The 16,821-nt window shown below is 69.9% G+C and carries 12 protein-coding genes; 8 read left to right on the top strand and 4 right to left on the bottom strand.

All coding sequences use genetic code 11. The features are described from left to right. The first annotated feature begins 74 nt into the window (after positions 1–74). The 3 genes from hpf to secA all read left to right on the top strand — a co-directional run bounded on the left by hpf (position 75) and on the right by secA (position 4,940). Positions 75–809 (top strand): ribosome hibernation-promoting factor, HPF/YfiA family, encoded by a 735-nt coding sequence (hpf, locus tag AC4D2C_RS14590; protein WP_490907635.1) that lies wholly within the window; start codon positions 75–77, stop codon positions 807–809. Between the two features lie 91 nt (positions 810–900). Then, on the top strand, positions 901–2,112 hold the full coding sequence (locus tag AC4D2C_RS14585; protein ID WP_490915581.1) for a winged helix-turn-helix domain-containing protein: 1,212 nt from the start codon (positions 901–903) through the stop codon (positions 2,110–2,112). A 119-nt stretch (positions 2,113–2,231) separates the two neighbouring features. Continuing rightward, positions 2,232–4,940, top strand: a complete 2,709-nt coding sequence (gene secA, locus AC4D2C_RS14580; RefSeq protein ID WP_490915580.1) for a preprotein translocase subunit SecA — start codon at positions 2,232–2,234, stop codon at positions 4,938–4,940. Between the two features lies 1 nt (position 4,941). Here secA and AC4D2C_RS14575 read toward each other — a convergent pair whose 3' ends face one another. Both AC4D2C_RS14575 and AC4D2C_RS14570 read right to left on the bottom strand, forming a co-directional pair. After that, positions 4,942–5,562 (bottom strand): Rv3235 family protein, encoded by a 621-nt coding sequence (locus AC4D2C_RS14575; protein ID WP_490915579.1) that lies wholly within the window; start codon positions 5,560–5,562, stop codon positions 4,942–4,944. A gap of 201 nt (positions 5,563–5,763) precedes the next feature. Then, a complete protein-coding gene (locus AC4D2C_RS14570; protein ID WP_490915578.1) occupies positions 5,764–6,594 on the bottom strand; it encodes a LysM peptidoglycan-binding domain-containing protein in 831 nt (276 codons plus the stop codon). 119 nt (positions 6,595–6,713) lie between these two features. Here AC4D2C_RS14570 and AC4D2C_RS14565 point away from each other — a divergent pair, with 119 nt between their 5' ends. After that, positions 6,714–7,280, top strand: a complete 567-nt coding sequence (locus AC4D2C_RS14565) for a hypothetical protein (protein ID WP_490915577.1) — start codon at positions 6,714–6,716, stop codon at positions 7,278–7,280. Positions 7,281–7,374: 94 nt separating this feature from the next. On the opposite strand, the gene AC4D2C_RS14560 is transcribed toward AC4D2C_RS14565, so the two are convergent. Further along, complete coding sequence (locus AC4D2C_RS14560; protein ID WP_334210467.1) at positions 7,375–7,602, bottom strand: helix-turn-helix domain-containing protein; 228 nt, start codon at positions 7,600–7,602, stop codon at positions 7,375–7,377. 183 nt (positions 7,603–7,785) lie between these two features. On the opposite strand from AC4D2C_RS14560, the gene AC4D2C_RS14555 reads away from it, so the two are divergent. From AC4D2C_RS14555 to AC4D2C_RS14540, 4 genes are all read left to right on the top strand, one after another. Beyond that, positions 7,786–8,439 (top strand): CpaB family protein, encoded by a 654-nt coding sequence (locus AC4D2C_RS14555; RefSeq protein WP_490915576.1) that lies wholly within the window; start codon positions 7,786–7,788, stop codon positions 8,437–8,439. Beyond that, positions 8,436–9,767, top strand: a complete 1,332-nt coding sequence (locus tag AC4D2C_RS14550) for a CpaE/TadZ family protein (protein WP_490915575.1) — start codon at positions 8,436–8,438, stop codon at positions 9,765–9,767. Before AC4D2C_RS14555 ends, AC4D2C_RS14550 begins: the two co-directional genes overlap by 4 nt. A 47-nt stretch (positions 9,768–9,814) precedes the next feature. Then, positions 9,815–14,662, top strand: a complete 4,848-nt coding sequence (locus tag AC4D2C_RS14545) for an NAD-glutamate dehydrogenase (protein WP_490915574.1) — start codon at positions 9,815–9,817, stop codon at positions 14,660–14,662. Positions 14,663–14,796: 134 nt separating this feature from the next. Then, positions 14,797–16,275 (top strand): PAS domain-containing sensor histidine kinase, encoded by a 1,479-nt coding sequence (locus AC4D2C_RS14540; protein WP_104049599.1) that lies wholly within the window; start codon positions 14,797–14,799, stop codon positions 16,273–16,275. Between the two features lie 153 nt (positions 16,276–16,428). On the opposite strand, the gene AC4D2C_RS14535 is transcribed toward AC4D2C_RS14540, so the two are convergent. Further along, positions 16,429–16,677 (bottom strand): WhiB family transcriptional regulator, encoded by a 249-nt coding sequence (locus tag AC4D2C_RS14535; RefSeq protein WP_055769355.1) that lies wholly within the window; start codon positions 16,675–16,677, stop codon positions 16,429–16,431. Positions 16,678–16,821 lie beyond the last annotated feature (144 nt).

Genomic DNA, 16,821 nt, shown 5'->3' with positions numbered 1-16,821 from the left:
GTCCGTACCCGTCGGCGGCGGCTCTGCTCAATGCCTCGGCCGTCGTCGTGTCACCTAGCGATGTGGAGGGCACCATGGAATTTGTCATCAATGGTCGAAACCTGGCGGTATCCGACCGTTTCCGTGAGTACGCGACGGAGAGGATCGACAAGATAGAGCAGCTCGGCGACAAGGTGCAGCGCGTGGACGCGAAGATCACCAAGGAGCCCAGCGCGCGCATGGCGGACACCTCCCTCACAGTGGAGCTCACGGTCCTCTGCAGGGGTCCGGTCGTCCGGGCGGAGGCCTCTGCGGCCGACAAGTTCGCCGCGTTCGACCTCGCCTACGCGAAACTCCTCGAGCGCCTGCGCCGCGCCCGGGACCGGCGGAAGGTCCACCACGGTCGGCACACCCCGGTGGCCGTGAGGGTCGCCACGGCGGACCTCGAACCGGCCGATCCTACGCAGCCCCTCTACCTCGAGACGCCGAGCGTCGAGCCGACGGCCACCGAGCCCGTCCCGCAGCCGGAGGACACCGACGCGTACTCGTCGCCGGATGACGTGCCCGCGGGCGATTCGCCCGTGCTGATCCGCCGCAAGGTCTTCTCCGGTATCCCGATGACCCTGGACGACGCCGTCGACAACATGGAGCTCGTCGGCCACGACTTCTACCTCTTCGTCGACTCCGCGACCGGAGCGCCCTCGGTGGTGTACCGGCGTCAGGGCTGGACCTACGGCGTCATCACCCTCGATTCGAAGTGCGCCGAAGGAACCGAGGAGCCCCACGAGGAACTCCTCGCCTACCGCGCCCAGGAAGCCGCCTCCGCCTAGGCGCCACCGCCGACAGGGCGCGCCCGGCGCGTCCCTACGTCCGATCCACTGCCTCCGCGCCCCGCGCGGAGGCAGTGCCGTGCAGGAGACCATGCCGAACCTCACCACCGCGCAGGCCAGGCGCATCCTCCTCGCCGCACAGGGCCTCCACCGGCCGCGCATCGCCGCTCCGTCGTCGCGCCGTGCCGTCAATGCGGCCGCCCAGCGACTGCAGGTGCTCCAGCTGGATTCGGTCAACGTGCTCGCCCGGTCCCACTACCTTCCCCTGTTCTCGCGCCTCGGCTCCTACGCGCCGGCCGATCTCGACGCCCTGTACTCCCGGGCTCCGCGCAGACTCGTCGAGTACTGGGCCCACGAGGCGAGCCTCGTCCCGCCCGAGCTGTTCCCGCACCTGCGGGTCTGGCAACGGCGGACCTGGATGGACGCCACCAGCGTCCCCGCGGAGGTCCGTGGCCCCCTCGAGGCGGGCATCGGCGAGATCCTCGGCTCCGGCGGCCCGCTGACCGCCGCCGACATCCAGCGACGCCTCGGCGGGGACGCAACGAGACCGGATGAAGGCTGGGGCTGGCGGTGGACCGCGGCCAAGCGCGTCCTGGAAGACCTCTTCGCACGTGGCGAGATCGGATCGGCAGGTCGCACGCCCCAGTTCGAACGTCTGTACGCCCCGATCGTGGCAGTGCTGCCCGACGCCGCACTCGCGGCCGAGGAGCCGGACCGGACGGACGCCCTCACGGTCCTGGTCGGCCGCGCCGCGGGGGCGCTCGGTGTCGCACCCGCCCGCTCCGTCGCCGACTACTTCCGCACGCCCGTCCGCGAGACGCGCGCGGCCCTCGACGGGCTCGTGGGCGCCGGCGCCCTGCAGGCGGTGACCGTCGACGGCGGCACGGAGCCGTGGTACCTCGACCCGGCCGTCACCCTGCCCCGGCAGGCCAGGGGCAGGGCCCTGCTGAGCCCGTTCGACTCCCTCGTCTTCGATCGCAGCCGTCTGCAGCGGCTCTTCGGCATGCACTACCGCATCGAGATCTACACCCCGGTGGAGCGGCGGGTCCACGGCTACTACGTGCTGCCCTTCCTCCTGCGGGACTCCATCGTGGCCCGCGTGGACCTGAAGGCCGACCGCGCCGCCGGCCGCCTGCTGGTGCAGGCCTGCCACGCCGAGCCGGATGCCCCTGCGGACACCGCGCCCGAGCTCGCCGACGAGCTGCGCCTCCTCGCGCAGTGGCTGGGCCTGGCCGACGTCGTCGTCTCCGACCGGGGGAACCTCGCGCCCGCACTCGCCGTGCAGGTCGGCAGGCTACTCTGAGCGGACACGTGGAGCGGCGACGCCGGTCCCCACCCGGGAACCAAAGCGGGGCTCCGGACGTCACTCACGTAGACTAGGCAGGCCATCTTTGGGCAGCATCAGATTGGGAGCAGATACCAGTGCCATCACTTCTTGAACGAGTTCTACGCACCGGCGATAAGAAGACACTGAAGCGACTCCGCAACTACGCTGACGCCATCAATGTCCTCGAGGACGAGTTCCGCGCGATGTCCGACGCAGAGCTGCGCGGGGAGACCGACCGGCTGAAGAAGCGCTACGCGGACGGCGCCACCCTGGACGAGCTGCTGCCGGAAGCGTTCGCCGCCGTGCGCGAGGCCTCGAGCCGTACCCTCGGCCTCCGCCACTTCGACGTCCAGCTGATGGGCGGCGCCGCCCTCCACCTGGGCAACATCGCCGAGATGAAGACCGGTGAGGGCAAGACCCTCGTCGCCACTGCTCCCGCCTACCTGAACGCGCTGACCGGCAAGGGCGTGCACGTCGTCACGGTCAACGACTACCTGGCCGAGTACCAGTCGGACCTGATGGGCCGCGTGTACCGGTTCCTCGGCCTGACCAGCGGCTGCATCCTCTCGAAGCAGGATCCCGCGGCGCGCCGCGAGCAGTACGCGGCGGACATCACCTACGGCACCAACAACGAGTTCGGCTTCGACTACCTGCGCGACAACATGGCATGGAGCGCCGCCGAACTCGTGCAGCGCGGCCACAACTTCGCCATCGTGGACGAGGTCGACTCGATCCTCATCGACGAGGCGCGCACCCCGCTCATCATCAGCGGCCAGGCGTCGGGCGACGTCAACCGGTGGTACAACGAGTTCGCCAAGGTGGTCCAGAAGCTGTCGGTCGACACCGACTACGAGGTCGACGAGAAGAAGCGCACCGTCGGCGTCCTCGAGGACGGGATCGAGAAGGTCGAGGACTACCTCGGCATCCACAACCTGTACGAGTCCGCGAATACACCGCTGATCGGGTTCCTGAACAACGCCATCAAGGCCAAGGAGCTGTTCAAGCGCGACAAGGACTACGTGGTCATCAACGGCGAGGTCATGATCGTCGACGAGCACACCGGTCGCATCCTCGCCGGCCGCCGCTACAACGAGGGCATGCACCAGGCCATCGAGGCCAAGGAGGGCGTGGAGATCAAGGCGGAGAACCAGACGCTCGCCACCGTCACCCTGCAGAACTACTTCCGCCTGTACGACAAGCTCTCGGGCATGACGGGCACGGCCGAGACCGAGGCCGCCGAGTTCATGTCGACCTACAAGCTCGGTGTGGTGCCCATCCCGACGAACAAGGACATGGCCCGCCAGGACCTCTCCGACCTCATCTACAAGAACGAGGTCGCGAAGTTCGATGCCGTCGTCAAGGACATCATCGAGCGCCACGAGACCGGCCAGCCGGTCCTCGTCGGCACCACGAGCGTGGAGAAGAGCGAGTACCTCTCCAAGCAGCTCGCGAAGGCCGGGGTGCGCCATGAGGTGCTGAACGCGAAGAACCACGCACGCGAGGCCGCGATCATCGCTCAGGCCGGCCGGAAGGGCGCGGTCACCGTGGCCACCAACATGGCCGGACGCGGCACCGACATCATGCTCGGCGGCAACGCCGAGTTCAACGCCGTCGCCGCCCTCGAGAAGCTGGGGCTCGACCCGGCGGACAACCCCGAGGAGTACGAGGCCAAGTGGCCGGCCGCCCTCGAAGCCGCCAAGGATGCAGTGAAGGCCGAGCAGGACGAGGTCCGCGATCTCGGCGGCCTGTACGTGCTCGGCACGGAGCGCCACGAGTCCCGACGCATCGACAACCAGCTGCGCGGCCGGTCGGGGCGCCAGGGTGACCCCGGACGCTCCCGCTTCTACCTGTCGCTGACCGACGACCTGATGCGGCTGTTCAACTCCGGGGGTGCGGAGCGGATCATGAACAGCGCCACCATGCCCGACGACGTGGCCCTCGAGTCGAAGCTCGTATCCAAGGCGATCGAGAACGCACAGGGCCAGGTGGAGGGCCGCAATGCCGAGCAGCGCAAGAACGTCCTGAAGTACGACGACGTCCTGAACCGCCAGCGCGAGGCCATCTACGGCGACCGTCGCCGGATCCTCGAGGGCGGTGACCTCAAGGAGAAGGTGCAGTTCTTCCTCGAGGACGTCATCACGGCAATGGTCGACGAGGCCACCGAGCAGGGCCACGGCGACGACTGGGACTACGAGTTGCTGTGGACCAATCTCAGGACGCTGTACCCGATAACGCTCACCGCGGACGAGGTCATCGAGGAGGCCGGCGGGAAGTCACGCCTGACCCGCGACTTCCTGCACGGAGAGATCCTCTCCGACGCGAAGCTGGCCTACCAGGCCCGCGAGGAAGCGCTCGGGGAGCAGACCATGCGGGAGCTGGAGCGCCGCGTCGTCCTGTCGGTGATCGGCCGGAAGTGGCAGGAGCACCTCTACGAGATGGATTACCTCAAGGAGGGCATCGGTCTGCGGGCCATGGCCCAGAGGGACCCGCTCGTGGAGTACCAGCGGGAGGGCTTCATCCTGTTCCAGGCCATGATGGAATCGATTCGCGAGGAGAGCATCGGCTACCTCTTCAACCTCGAGGTCGAGAGTTCCGCACCTGCACAGACGGGACTGCCCGGTGTGACGGACGGCCGGAACATCGTCCAGCCGCCGACCATCAAGGCCGCGGGACTGGACGCTCCCGCGAAGCCGGCCACCCTCAACTTCACCGCGCCCAACGCACAGGGTGACGCGGAGGTGCACGTGGAGCGCAACAAGCCGCAGGCCGCGCCGGCGGGTGGCAAGAAGGCCAGGCGCAAGTAGGTCAGCCGATCTCCAGGGCGGTCACCCGCCACGCCCCGCGCTGTTGCTCTATCCGCAGAGCAACGGCGCGGACGCGTTTCCGGTCGTAGGCGACCACGGACGCTTCGTAGACGCCGGGGCTGACCGGGCAGACGCGTGCCGAGCGGACGGCGACGTGGCGGTTCGCACTCGACACCGCGCCGCGGTTGCGGCCGGTCGGGGCGTCGTGGATGCAGCGCACCAGATTGGCGCGCAGCTGCAGCCGCTCGTAGTTCCCCGCATCGAGCCAGCGGGCCAGCTGCTGCAGGGGACGGGTTCCGTCCAGCACCTCCAGGGCGCCCTGGGCCACCGAGCGGGCGATGTCGGAGATGCGACGGATGCCCTCGGGGTCCTCGGCTGTCTGTGTGGACGGGAGTGGGCCCGTGAGCCCGCCCGCGCCGTGCACGTCGCGCTGCAGAGGGTTCGAGGAAGCCGCGCCTCCTGTGTCCTCCCGCAGAGGATCCTCGGGAGGCCGTAGATCGGTGACGGTGCCCGCCGCAGTGCCGCCCGGCCGAAGGGCGGTAGGCACGAGCGGGTGGGGAGCGCCGCTGGCGGCGGCCAGGGGCTCGGCCCTGGTGTGGTCGAGCCGGGTGATGGCAGGCATGCTGGTCCTCTCCGGGGTTCGGTCCTTCGGGGTGCCGGTGCCGGTGCCTGGAGGCACGGCGCCGACGGGTGGACGGGTACGACGGCAGCAGAGCCGTCGGGGGTGTTCCCGTGCGGCGTGACGTCCTGTCCGCCGCCGGCCCGGTCCGGTGACTGTCCCGTCCGGGTGTAACGGGCGGCGAGGAGGTGGTGGTGCAGCGGACTAGGGCGGCGCCGTCAGGACCTGGCCCGGCATCACGAGGGACGGGTCCTCCCCGATGATGGCGCGGTTCGCGTCGTACCAGGCAGGCCAGGTGTCCGCCACATCCGCTGCGGTCGCGAGCGGACCGAGGTGGGAGGCGACGATGGACCACAGCGAGTCACCGGGGGCCACGACGACCTCCGCGGACCCGACCGTCGTCCTGGTCCCGGGTCGGGCCAGAAGACTTCCGCCGGCGGGCACCGGCGCCGGTTCCCAGGCCGGGGGTACCGGGGGTACCGGGGGCGCAGGCTCATCACGTCCGGGCCCGGCGGGGGCGGGGTCCCCGTGCCCGGGGCCGCCGGAGACGGTCATGGGCGACCAGTAGGGCGATCCCGAGGATGCCGGGACCCCGCCGTCGGAAGCGGTGTCCTCGGCTTTGCCGGCGTCCGCCGGGCTGCCGATCTCCGCTCCGGGCGAGCCGGCAGCGGCAGGGACTGCCACGCTGCCGTCCGGTCCGCCAGGTGCGGCCTGTGCCAGCGTGGGTATCGCGAGGAGGTTCATCCCGAGCAGGGCGGCGGCGAGTCGGCGCATGAGCGCCGGCGTGCACCGCAGGGCCAGCGTCGCGGCGGCCGAAGGACCGCGACGCAGGAGCAGCTCTGCCACGAAGGCCAGGACGAGCGTCAGCATCCAGAGGCCGACGACCCCGATGCCGAGCACCGACAGTGAGGCACCGACGGCGCCATCGATGTCCAGCGCTCCGCCAGATGATCCCAGCAGGACCCGTCCGGCCGCCGCCATCACCACCCCGCAGGCCAGGATCAAGCCGGCGTGTACCGCATCCGCAGTCTTCATCATCGTTCCCCTCTCCGGCATTAGTTTGATGTAGTTTGGCGAGGTTTGTCTACACTTGCTTATACTTGTTTCTTCTGAGGCTGATTGACGCTCCGAGGCCTGCCCCCTACGTTGGGGGGATGCGCTGGGAAGCCCTCTTCGCCGATCTGGAGTCACAGCTCCACGCCGCGCTGGAGGTGGGTCAGGAGAGCGAGATCAGGGAGCGTACCCGGATGGAGCAGTCGCGCCTCACACTGGTGCAGCGGCTTCTCGGTCAGGTCGGCCTGCCGATCGGGGCCTCCACCTCCGGCGGCCGCTTCCTCTCGGGTGTCCTGACGCATGTCGGGTCCGACTGGGTCTCACTGGTGGTGGAGGGGCGATCGGTGCTGGTGCCGCTGTCGTCCCTGCAGTCACTCATAGGTCTGGGCCGCGGGGTGGGGCAGGCGCCGTCGGGCGTCCGGGCGAGGCTCGGGCTGGGGTCGGCCGTGCGGGGCCTGTCCCGGGACCGGGTCCATGTCGCGCTATGGCTGGGAGCGGACTCGCGTCACACCGGGGTGATCGACCGCGTCGGCGCCGACTTCCTGGAGCTCGGGCTGGTGGCGACCGGCGAGGAGCGGCGCGCGGCGAACGTTCGCGACGCGCTCACGGTGCCTTTCAGGGCCATCGATTCGCTCGAATCGGCTGCACCGGACCGAGCGCCGGACTGATGGGCGACGCGAGCGCCGGACTGATGGGCGAGGCGGGGGAAGGAACCTGCGCACGAGGCCGGAACGTCGCGGCTGCGTACGCCGGGCCGGCACTTCAGAGGATGGGCGTGCTCTCGGCGTCGTTCCTCAGGGCGGAGGCCGTCTTCTCGTACGCCTTCGCGATGTACTCCTCGAGGACCCGGGTCTCCACGCGCCACTGGCCGCGGCCGCCCACCTGGATGGCGGGCAGCTCCCCGGACCTGACGAGGGCGTATGTCTGGGACGAACTGATGTTGAGTACCTCGGCCACATCGGCGAGGGTGAGGAAACGCCGCTCGGCCACGGGTCCGCCTTTCCTGGTACGTCGGAGGTGTCTCCAGTGTGCCACCGGCAGTGCCGATCGAAGAGCATTTCCACACGCTTTGACTCGATTTGCCGCCGATCGGTTCCTTTCGGTCCCCTCCTGGGCCAGAATGACAGAACCGCGCCGACCGATCGGGCGGCACCGGCCTGATGGGGGACGACAGTGAGCACAGGCACGCGCGCCACGCAGCTGCCGGCAGATGCCCCGCGGCTCAGGAAACCGTCCTGGAAGGACCCGCGGCTCCTGATCGGAGTGCTGCTCGTGCTCGCCTCTACAGCCGGCGTCGTCGCACTCCTCGACAGCCAGAACACCACCACCGATGTGTACTCCGCGCGCCAGGACATCCCGGTCGGCGCCGTCCTGACCGCCGAGGACCTGGTGGCCACCCCGGTTCGGCTGGGCGACTCCGCCGGAGCGTACCTCCCCGTCGACGAAGGGATCCCCGAGGGCGCGGTCGCGACGAGGCTCGTTCCGCAGGGGGAGCTCGTCCCGTCGTCCGCGCTCGGGAGCGCCGACGACCTGGACCGGAAGCCGGTGGGACTCTCGGTCGAGGACCCGCTTCCCACGGGCACCGCCGCAGGCGACCGCGTCGATGTCTGGGTATCGCTCCGCACGGACACCAACACGTACGAGGAACCGCGGCTCCTGCTCGAGGCCGCGGAGGTGGCCGAGCTGACGGTGGGGGAGTCGGCCCTCGGCGCGAGCGCCTCGACCCTCGTGCAGGTGCTCGTCGACGACCGGGCCATGCCCGAACTGCTGGACGCCCTCGCCAACGACGCGCGTATCGCCGTGGTCCTCAACCCCGGTGCTGCGTGAGCATCCCGGTCGTCACGCTCGGGCCGGCGGCAAGCGCCTACGTCCCGGGCCTCGAGCAGCTTCGCGGGCCGGTGACGGTGGTGCGGCGCTGCGAGGAGCTGGCGGACCTCGTCGCCGCCTGCCAGTCCGGCCTGGCGCGGGCCGCGATCATCGCACCCGGAGCTGCGGAACTCACCGCGTCGCTCGTCGACCGGCTGCGGTTCGCAGGGGTCGCCGTCGTCGCGCTGACCGACGGCGCACCGGTTCCGGATCCCATGGAGGCAGTGGAGTACGTGAGCGCCACGGTCGAGGCGGCGGTGCTCGCCGACGCCGTCGCGCGGGCGGTCGAGAGATTCGGCGACGGCTCCGCCCGGCCGCGGGGCTCGCTCGCCTACGCAGACCCGCTGTACCAGCCGGACGCAACGGCGCCGTCGTCGCATGCCGAGTCGCACGCCGATGAAGGGCCGGGGGACGGGCGGGTCGTGGCGGTCTGGGGTCCGTCCGGCAGCCCCGGTCGCACCACCGTGGCGCTCAACATCGCGGCGGAACTGGCGGCGTCCGGCACCTCCGTCCTGCTCGTCGATGCCGATACCTACGGCGCGAGCATCGGTGCGTCGCTCGGGCTGCTGGACGAATCGGCCGGCCTCGCCCAGGCCTGCCGGATCGCCGACCAGGGCGGCTTCACCGGATCGGTGCTCGAACGGATCGCCGTGAGCGTCGCCATCAAGGGTGCCCGCCTCCGGGTCCTGACCGGCATCACACGTCCCGACCGCTGGCCGGAGCTGCGTCCCGCCGCCCTCGGGCAGGTGCTCGACGCCGCCCGTTCCCTCGTGGACGTCACGGTCGTGGACTGCGGCTTCTGTCTCGAGGCCGACGAGGAGCTCAGTTTCGATACCCTCGCGCCCCGTCGGAACGGCGCGGCGCTGCGGTGCCTCGAGGTGGCCGATTCGGTCATCGCCGTCGGGGGCGCGGACACGGTCGGCGTCCCGCGCATGGTGAAGGCGCTCGCCGAACTCGCGGACGCGGTACCGACCGCCGCACCCCGCGTGGTGTTCAACAAGGTACGGGCAGCGGCGGTGGGACGTGCCCCCGAGACGCAGCTACGGGAGGCATGGGAGCGTTTCGGTCCCGCGACCGGGATCGCCGCCTTCCTGCCGGTGGACCACGCCGCCGCCGATCAGGCCCTGCTCGCGGGGACGGCCCTGCTGGAGACGGCGCCCGCCTCCGCGCTGAGGATCGCCATCGCGGACCTCGTCGAGGTGCCGGTCGACGGGAGGCGGGGCCGCATGCCCGGGCGGCGCCTGCGCGAGGTGAGATTTCCAGGCAACCCGGATAGGCTTCCCCGGTAAGAGGTCGCAATGAAGCGGCCTTTCATTTCGCTACGGAGGCCCTCCCCATGTCGTCTGGATCCAGGACAACGGATCAGTCAAACTCGGACACGTCGCGGGAGGATTTCGTAGAGCACTACTTCGAGCATCTCGCGCGCGAGGACGCCGTCGGGTACCAGCCCACCGACCTCCGCCAGCGGGCCTTCGCGCATCGTGACCTCGCGGAGACCCGCGAACCCGGGACAGCCGCCGTCGCGGTCACGGATCAGGGGACCTCCAGCATCGTCATGATCGTCACCGACGACATGCCCTTCCTCGTCGATTCCGTCACTGCGGAGCTCGTCCGGCAGGGCGCGGCGATCCAGCTCGTGGTCCACCCGACGTTCCTCGCTGTGCGTGAGGACGAGTCGTACGCCCTGACGGCACTCAAGCGCGTGCCTTCGACGGCCGGCGCGTCGAGCGGGGACACCGCCGCGCTGCCCGACATCGGCGAGTTCGCCGGCCTGAGCGGCCGCACCACGCACATCGAGTCCTGGATCGCGGTCGAGGTCGCGCGCCTCCCCGACGCCGCGGTGAAGTCGTCGGTCATCGACGGCCTCCACCGGGTGCTGGGCGACGTCCGCTCCGCCGTCGAGGACTGGCCCGCCATGCGCCGGACGGTCCGCTCCATCGAGGCGTCGCTCGACACGATCGCGGGTGCGGAGGAGATCCCCGACCTGCGGCAGGCGCAGGAGCTGCTGCGGTGGCTCGACGGCGGCAACTTCACCTTCCTCGGCTACAAGGAATACGAGCTCGTGACCGACGAGGAGGGCGCCGACGCCCTCCGGGTGCGTGACGGGAGCGGGCTGGGTCTGCTGCGGCACGGCAGTGGCGGGCAGCTGCAGCAGCTCACGGCGGCGGGCCGCGCGAAGGCGCGTGAGCGCCGCGCCCTCGTGATCACCAAGGCCAACTCACGGTCGACGGTGCACCGCGCCGCCTACCTCGACTACATCGGCATCAAGAGCTTCGACGCCCAGGGCAACGTGAACGGCGAGCGGCGCTTCATCGGGTTGTTCGCGACCAGCGCCTACACCGGGTCGGTGCGCGATGTGCCCCTGGTCCGCGACAAGGTGTCCGAGGTGCTGCGCCGGTGCGGTTTCCCGTCGGACTCCCACTCCGGCAAGGACCTGCTCTCCATCCTGGAGACCTACCCGCGCGACGAGCTGTTCCAGATCGAGGTCACGGACCTCGTGTCCACCGCCCTCGGTATCCTGCGCCTGCAGGAGCGCCGCCGCACCCGGCTCTTCCTGCGCCCGGATGTCTACGGCCGCTTCATGTCGGCCCTCGTCTACCTGCCGCGCGACCGCTACACGACGAGCGTCCGCCTGCGCATCGAGCAGGAGTTGCGGACCGCGCTCGACGCCGATTCGATCGACTTCGAGGCCCGGATGAGCGAGTCCGCACTCGCCCGCCTGTTCTTCCGCATCCGGCTGCAGCGCGGCGCGGAGATCCCCGCCGTCGATGCCGCGGACCTCGAGGAGCGCCTCGTCCGCGCAGCCCGGTCCTGGCCCGAGGGCATCGTGGAGGTGGCGCAGCAGCGGTTCGAGCAGGAGACCGCCCAGCGCCTCGCCGCACTGTGGGCGGAATCGTTCCCGGCCGGCTACCGGGTGGACTACGAGGTCGAGGACGCCCTGGAGGACATCGCGCGGTTCGAGCAGCTCGCGGAGCCGGGATCCGGGGCACCTCAGCTGCACGTGTACGTACCCCGGGTGCCGGAGTCCGGCGATCCCGCGGACGCACGCCTGAAGCTCTACCTGACCGAGGCCAAAAGCCTGACCCAGATCCTCCCGTACTTCCACAACCTGGGCCTCGAGGTGCTCGACGAGCGGCCGTTCGAGATCACGCGGTCGGACGGTCGCTCCTTCTTCCTCTACGACCTCGGCCTGAAGTACCCCCCCGGCATCTCGCCGCTCGGCACGGCCGCGCTGCTGCAGGACGCCTTCAGTGCCGCCGTCACGGGCAACAGCGAGTCCGATGCCTTCGACCGCCTCGTCCTGAGCGAGGAGCTCGGTTGGCGCCAGGTGCTGATCCTCCGCGCCTACGCGAAGTACATGCGGCAGATGGGCAACACCAACTCCTACGGGTTCGTCGCCGACACACTGCGGCGCAACGGCGTGGTCAGCCGCGCGCTCGTGGCCCTGTTCAGCGCGCGCTTCGACCCCGACCTCGACGGCGACCGTCAGGTGGCCATGGAGGCGGCGCGGACGGCGCTCGACGAAGGGCTGGAGGGCGTGCCGACCCTCGACGCGGACCGGGTCCTGCGGACCTTCGCGAACTTGATCGAGGCGAGCCTCCGGACCAACTACTTCCAGGACAAGCGGCACGTCAGCATCAAGTTCGACACCTCGCGGATCGACGGGGCGCCGTTCCCGCGGCCGAAGTTCGAGATCTGGGTCTATTCTCCCCAGGTGGAGGGCGTCCATCTCCGGTTCGGCAAGGTGGCCCGCGGCGGCCTGCGCTGGTCCGACCGGCGCGAGGACTTCCGCACCGAGGTGCTCGGGCTCGTGAAGGCGCAGACCGTCAAGAACGCCGTGATCGTGCCGACAGGCGCGAAGGGCGGCTTCTTCGCCAAGCAGCTGCCGGATCCGTCGGTCGACCGGCAGGCATGGCTCGCCGAGGGCCAGGCGAGCTACCGCACATTCATCCGGGGACTGCTCGACATCACCGACAACGTCATCACCGAGGTCACCGCGGACGGGACCACCGAATCGGTGCTGCCGCCCGTCCGGGTGGTGCGGCACGACGACGACGACACCTACCTGGTGGTCGCCGCCGACAAGGGGACGGCGTCGTTCTCCGACATCGCCAACGAGCTCTCGGCCGAGTACGACTTCTGGCTCGGCGACGCCTTCGCCTCCGGCGGGTCCGTGGGCTATGACCACAAGGCCATGGGCATCACGGCGCGCGGCGCCTGGGAGTCTGTCAAGCGGCACTTCAGCGAGTTCGACGTCGACACGCAGACCGACGACTTCACCGTGGTCGGAGTGGGCGACATGAGCGGCGATGTCTTCGGCAACGGCATGCTCCTCTCCGAGCACATCCGCCTCGTCGCGGCCTTCGACCACCGCCACATCTTCCTCGATCCGAACCCCGACGCCGCAGCGTCCTTCGCGGAGCGCCGGCGGCTGTTCAACCTCCCGAGGTCGAGCTGGGAGGACTACGACAGCGCCCTCATCAGCAGGGGCGGCGGCGTGTACCCGCGGCAGGCGAAGTCCGTCCCGATCTCCGCGGAGGTGCGCGAGGCGCTGGGCCTGGACGAGCAGGTGACCAGGCTGAGCCCGCCGGAGGTGCTGAAGGCGATCCTCCGCGCCCCCGCCGACCTGCTCTACAACGGCGGGATCGGCACGTACGTCAAGGCCACGGACGAGACGAACGGCGACGTCGGCGACCGTGCGAACGACGCCATCCGCGTCAACGGCAGCGAACTGCGCGCCCGGGTGGTGGGCGAGGGCGGCAATCTCGGCATGACGCAGCGGGGCCGGATCGAGGCCGCGCTCGCGGGCGTCATCCTCAACACCGACGCCATCGACAACAGCGCCGGTGTCGACTGCTCGGACCACGAGGTCAACATCAAGATCTTCGTGGACCGGATGGTGCGGGCAGGGCGCCTGCAGCCCGAGGAACGGACCGAGTTCCTGCAGTCGATGACCGACGAGGTCGGCCGGCTCGTGCTGCAGGACAACATCGACCAGAACGTCCTCCTGCTGAACGACCGCCAGCGGGTCGTCGAGTGGAGCCCGAGCTACGAGCGGATGATGGACTGGCTGGAGAAGAAGGCCGACCTCGACCGCGCCCTCGAGGCCCTGCCGACCACGGCTGAGCTACGCCGCAGGATCGACGCGGGGCAGGGGCTCACCTCGCCGGAGCTGTCGGTCCTCGCCGCGTACGCGAAGATCGAGCTGACGAAGGTCCTGTCCGCGAGCAACCTCGCTGACGACCCCTACTTCAAGGGCACCCTCCGGCGGTACTTCCCGCAACGGCTTGTGGAGCGCTTCGACGACCTGCTCGACACGCACCCGCTGCGCCGGGAGATCATCTCGACCGTCATCGCCAACGACATCATCAACCTCGGCGGGATCACATTCGCGTTCCGGGTGATGGAGGAGACCTCGGTACCCGAACCCGTGGTCGCCCGCGCCTTCGTGGCCCTGCGGGAGATCTACTCGCTGGACGAGACCGTCGACGCGCTCGCGGCACTGCCCGCCGACTTCCCCACGGACCGGTGGACCACGGTGCACCTGGACCTGCGCCGGCTCCTCGACCGGGCAGTGCGCTGGTTCGTCAACCATGTGGAGCAGGGCACCGCGGTGGGCGAGGACATCGACGCGTTCAAGCCGCTCGTCGCACCGTTCCGTTCGCACCTCGCCGAGTACCTCCGGGGCTGCGACCTCGAACGCGCCCGGGAGGCGACGGCGACGGCGGCCGCGTGGGACCTGCCCGAGGAACTCGGACGGCACTGGGCGGAGCAGTTCGAGTCCTTCGCACTGCTCGACATCGCCCACAGCACCCGCCGGGTGGACGAGCCGGTCGAGAACATCGCGACGGTGTACTACGCGGTGTACGACCGCTTCGAGGTCGACAACCTGCTCGAGCGCATCACCAAGCTGCCGCGGACGGACCGCTGGCAGGCCCTGGCACGGGCGGCACTGCGCGACGACCTCTACTCCACGATCGCGGACATCACCGTGGCCGTCATGCGGGCCACCAGCGACCTGCGGACCCGCGACGCGGGGGAGCGGCTGCTGGCCTGGCAGGAGCTCAACGCCGATCAGCTGCAGCGCGCCAGCAACATGTTCGCCGAGGTCAACATGCTCGAGAAGGACGACATCTCCTCCCTCTCGGTGGCGCTGCGCCTCCTGCGGTCGATCGTCCGGTAGTGCGCGGCCGTCCTGTCGCGGACGGCCGCGAGTGACAGACTGGACCTGCGGCACCTCGATCCGCAGGTCCGGCCGGTCCTCGCGCCGGGCACGGATCGTGCCGCCGTGTCAGGCCCGAGCAAAAGAGAGATCCCATGGCAATCTTCACCGACCCCATCCGCGAGTACACAGGGTTCGAACCCGGCGACGCCGAGTGGCTCCACCTCCTCGTCGGCGACTGGCAGATGGTGGCCGACCTCGCCTTCGCCGACCTGGCCCTGTGGTTCCCCCTCGACGGCGGCGGCTACGTCGCGCTGGCCCACGCCCGGCCGTCGACGTCGCACACCGTCTTCCACAGCGACTTCGTGGGTGAGCGGATCCGTGCCGACCTGCAGCCGCTCGTCGACGTCGCCTGGGAGTCACAGAAGATCGAGCGGTCCGGCGAGACGAACTGGACCACGGAGATGGCGATGCGCGTCGAGGCCGTGCCGATGGTGCGCAACGGCCGCACGCTCGCCGTCGTGACAACCCACATGGACCTGTCGAGTTCGAGGATGCCGTCGCGGCTCGAGCTGACCTACCGGCAGTGCGCCTACGACCTCCTGCGGATGGGGACGCTGGGCCTGTGGCCCGACTTCGCGACGCCCACAGGCTCCCGCCGCGGCGCCCCCCGCGTCGGTGACGGCCTGATCAGGCTCGACGTCGACGGCATCGTGCAGTACGCGAGCCCGAACGGAGTCTCCGCCTTCCGCCGGCTCGGCGACGTCGAGACCCTCGAGGGCCGTCCGCTCGCGGAGATCACGACGGCGCTGCTGAAGGACCGACGGATGGTCGACGAGACGCTTCCCCTGGTGGTGACCGGGCGCATGCCCTGGCGCACCGAGATCGGTTCGCGCGGCGTCAGTCTGTCGCTGCGCGCCATTCCCCTGCGTGACGAGAAGGAGCGTTTCGGCGCCCTCGTGCTCTGCCGGGACGTCTCCGAACTCCGCCGCCGCGAGATGGAACTGGTCTCCAAGGACGCCACCATCCGGGAAATCCACCACCGGGTGAAGAACAACCTCCAGACCGTCGCGGCGCTCCTGCGGATGCAGTCCCGCAGGATGGTCAGCGAGGAGGGGAAGCTCGGGCTCGAGCAGGCCATGCGCCGCGTGTCCACCATCGCCCTCGTCCACGAGACGCTGTCCCAGGGCCTCGCGCAGAGCGTCGACTTCGATGAGCTCATCTCACGTCAGTTCCGGCTCTCCGCGGAGGTCGCCTCGCCGTCGCAGGCGGTCCGCACCGAGCGGAGCGGCGACTTCGGGGAGCTCCCGAGCGACCTCGCGACACCGCTGGCCCTCGTGATCAACGAACTGGTGACGAACGCCGTCGAGCACGGGCTCTCCGGCAGGGCGGGCACCGTGTGGCTCATGGCGAACCGCCGGACCGTGGTCGACGGGGAGGAGATCCTGCGCGTCACCATCGCCGACGACGGCGTCGGCCTCCCGGCCGGCGGGCATGCGGAGGGACTGGGACTGCAGATCGTGCGGACGCTCGTCACGAGCGAACTCGGCGGGACCATCGAGTGGCGCACGCGCGGCGGCGGCGGGACCTCCGTCACGATCGAGCTGCCGCTGCGCCTGAACCAGGGGACCTGACACCCGGACACTTTCCACCGGTGCCTGCGCCGATGTCTGCACCGACGACTGCACCGACGACTGCACCGACGACGAAGGGCCGCCCGATGGGCGGCCCTTCGTCGGTCTTCGTTCCCGCTGTCCGCTCGACCGGGTGTCGCCACCCGGGATCGATCAGGATGCGCGGCGTGCCCGTGCGGCCCGGCGCTTCAGCGCCCGGCGCTCGTCCTCGCTCAGTCCGCCCCATACTCCGGCGTCCTGCCCGGATTCGATGGCCCACTGCAGGCAGGTGTCCTGCACCTGGCAGCGACGGCAGACACTCTTGGCCTCCTCGATCTGAAGAAGCGCCGGCCCGGTGTTGCCGACCGGGAAGAACAGTTCCGGGTCCTTGTCCAGGCAGGCTGCGCGACTACGCCAATCCATGGTGATCACATTCTCCTTCGACCGCGCTGCGTATTTGTGAAAACATTCACGAGCGGGCTCATAGTAAAGGGGGCCGACTCTGGGCCCCCGGGTATCCACTGCTTTTAAGGCTGTCACGTTACCAGCGGGTAAACAAGGGGTTTA

The sequence above is a fragment of the Arthrobacter sp. TJ-240 genome (genome assembly GCF_058269195.1).
The sequence above is the reverse complement of the archived record's forward strand: the minus strand, read 5'-3'. Positions and strand labels throughout refer to the sequence as shown.

Coding starts and splice junctions, on each gene's coding strand:
- hpf (WP_490907635.1), top strand. CDS start 75: ATGGAATTTGTCATCAATGGTCGAAACCTGGCGGTATCCGACCGTTTC.
- AC4D2C_RS14585 (WP_490915581.1), top strand. CDS start 901: ATGCCGAACCTCACCACCGCGCAGGCCAGGCGCATCCTCCTCGCCGCA.
- AC4D2C_RS14575 (WP_490915579.1), bottom strand. CDS start 5,562: ATGCCTGCCATCACCCGGCTCGACCACACCAGGGCCGAGCCCCTGGCC.
- AC4D2C_RS14570 (WP_490915578.1), bottom strand. CDS start 6,594: ATGAAGACTGCGGATGCGGTACACGCCGGCTTGATCCTGGCCTGCGGG.
- AC4D2C_RS14565 (WP_490915577.1), top strand. CDS start 6,714: ATGCGCTGGGAAGCCCTCTTCGCCGATCTGGAGTCACAGCTCCACGCC.
- AC4D2C_RS14545 (WP_490915574.1), top strand. CDS start 9,815: ATGTCGTCTGGATCCAGGACAACGGATCAGTCAAACTCGGACACGTCG.
- AC4D2C_RS14540 (WP_104049599.1), top strand. CDS start 14,797: ATGGCAATCTTCACCGACCCCATCCGCGAGTACACAGGGTTCGAACCC.
- AC4D2C_RS14535 (WP_055769355.1), bottom strand. CDS start 16,677: ATGGATTGGCGTAGTCGCGCAGCCTGCCTGGACAAGGACCCGGAACTG.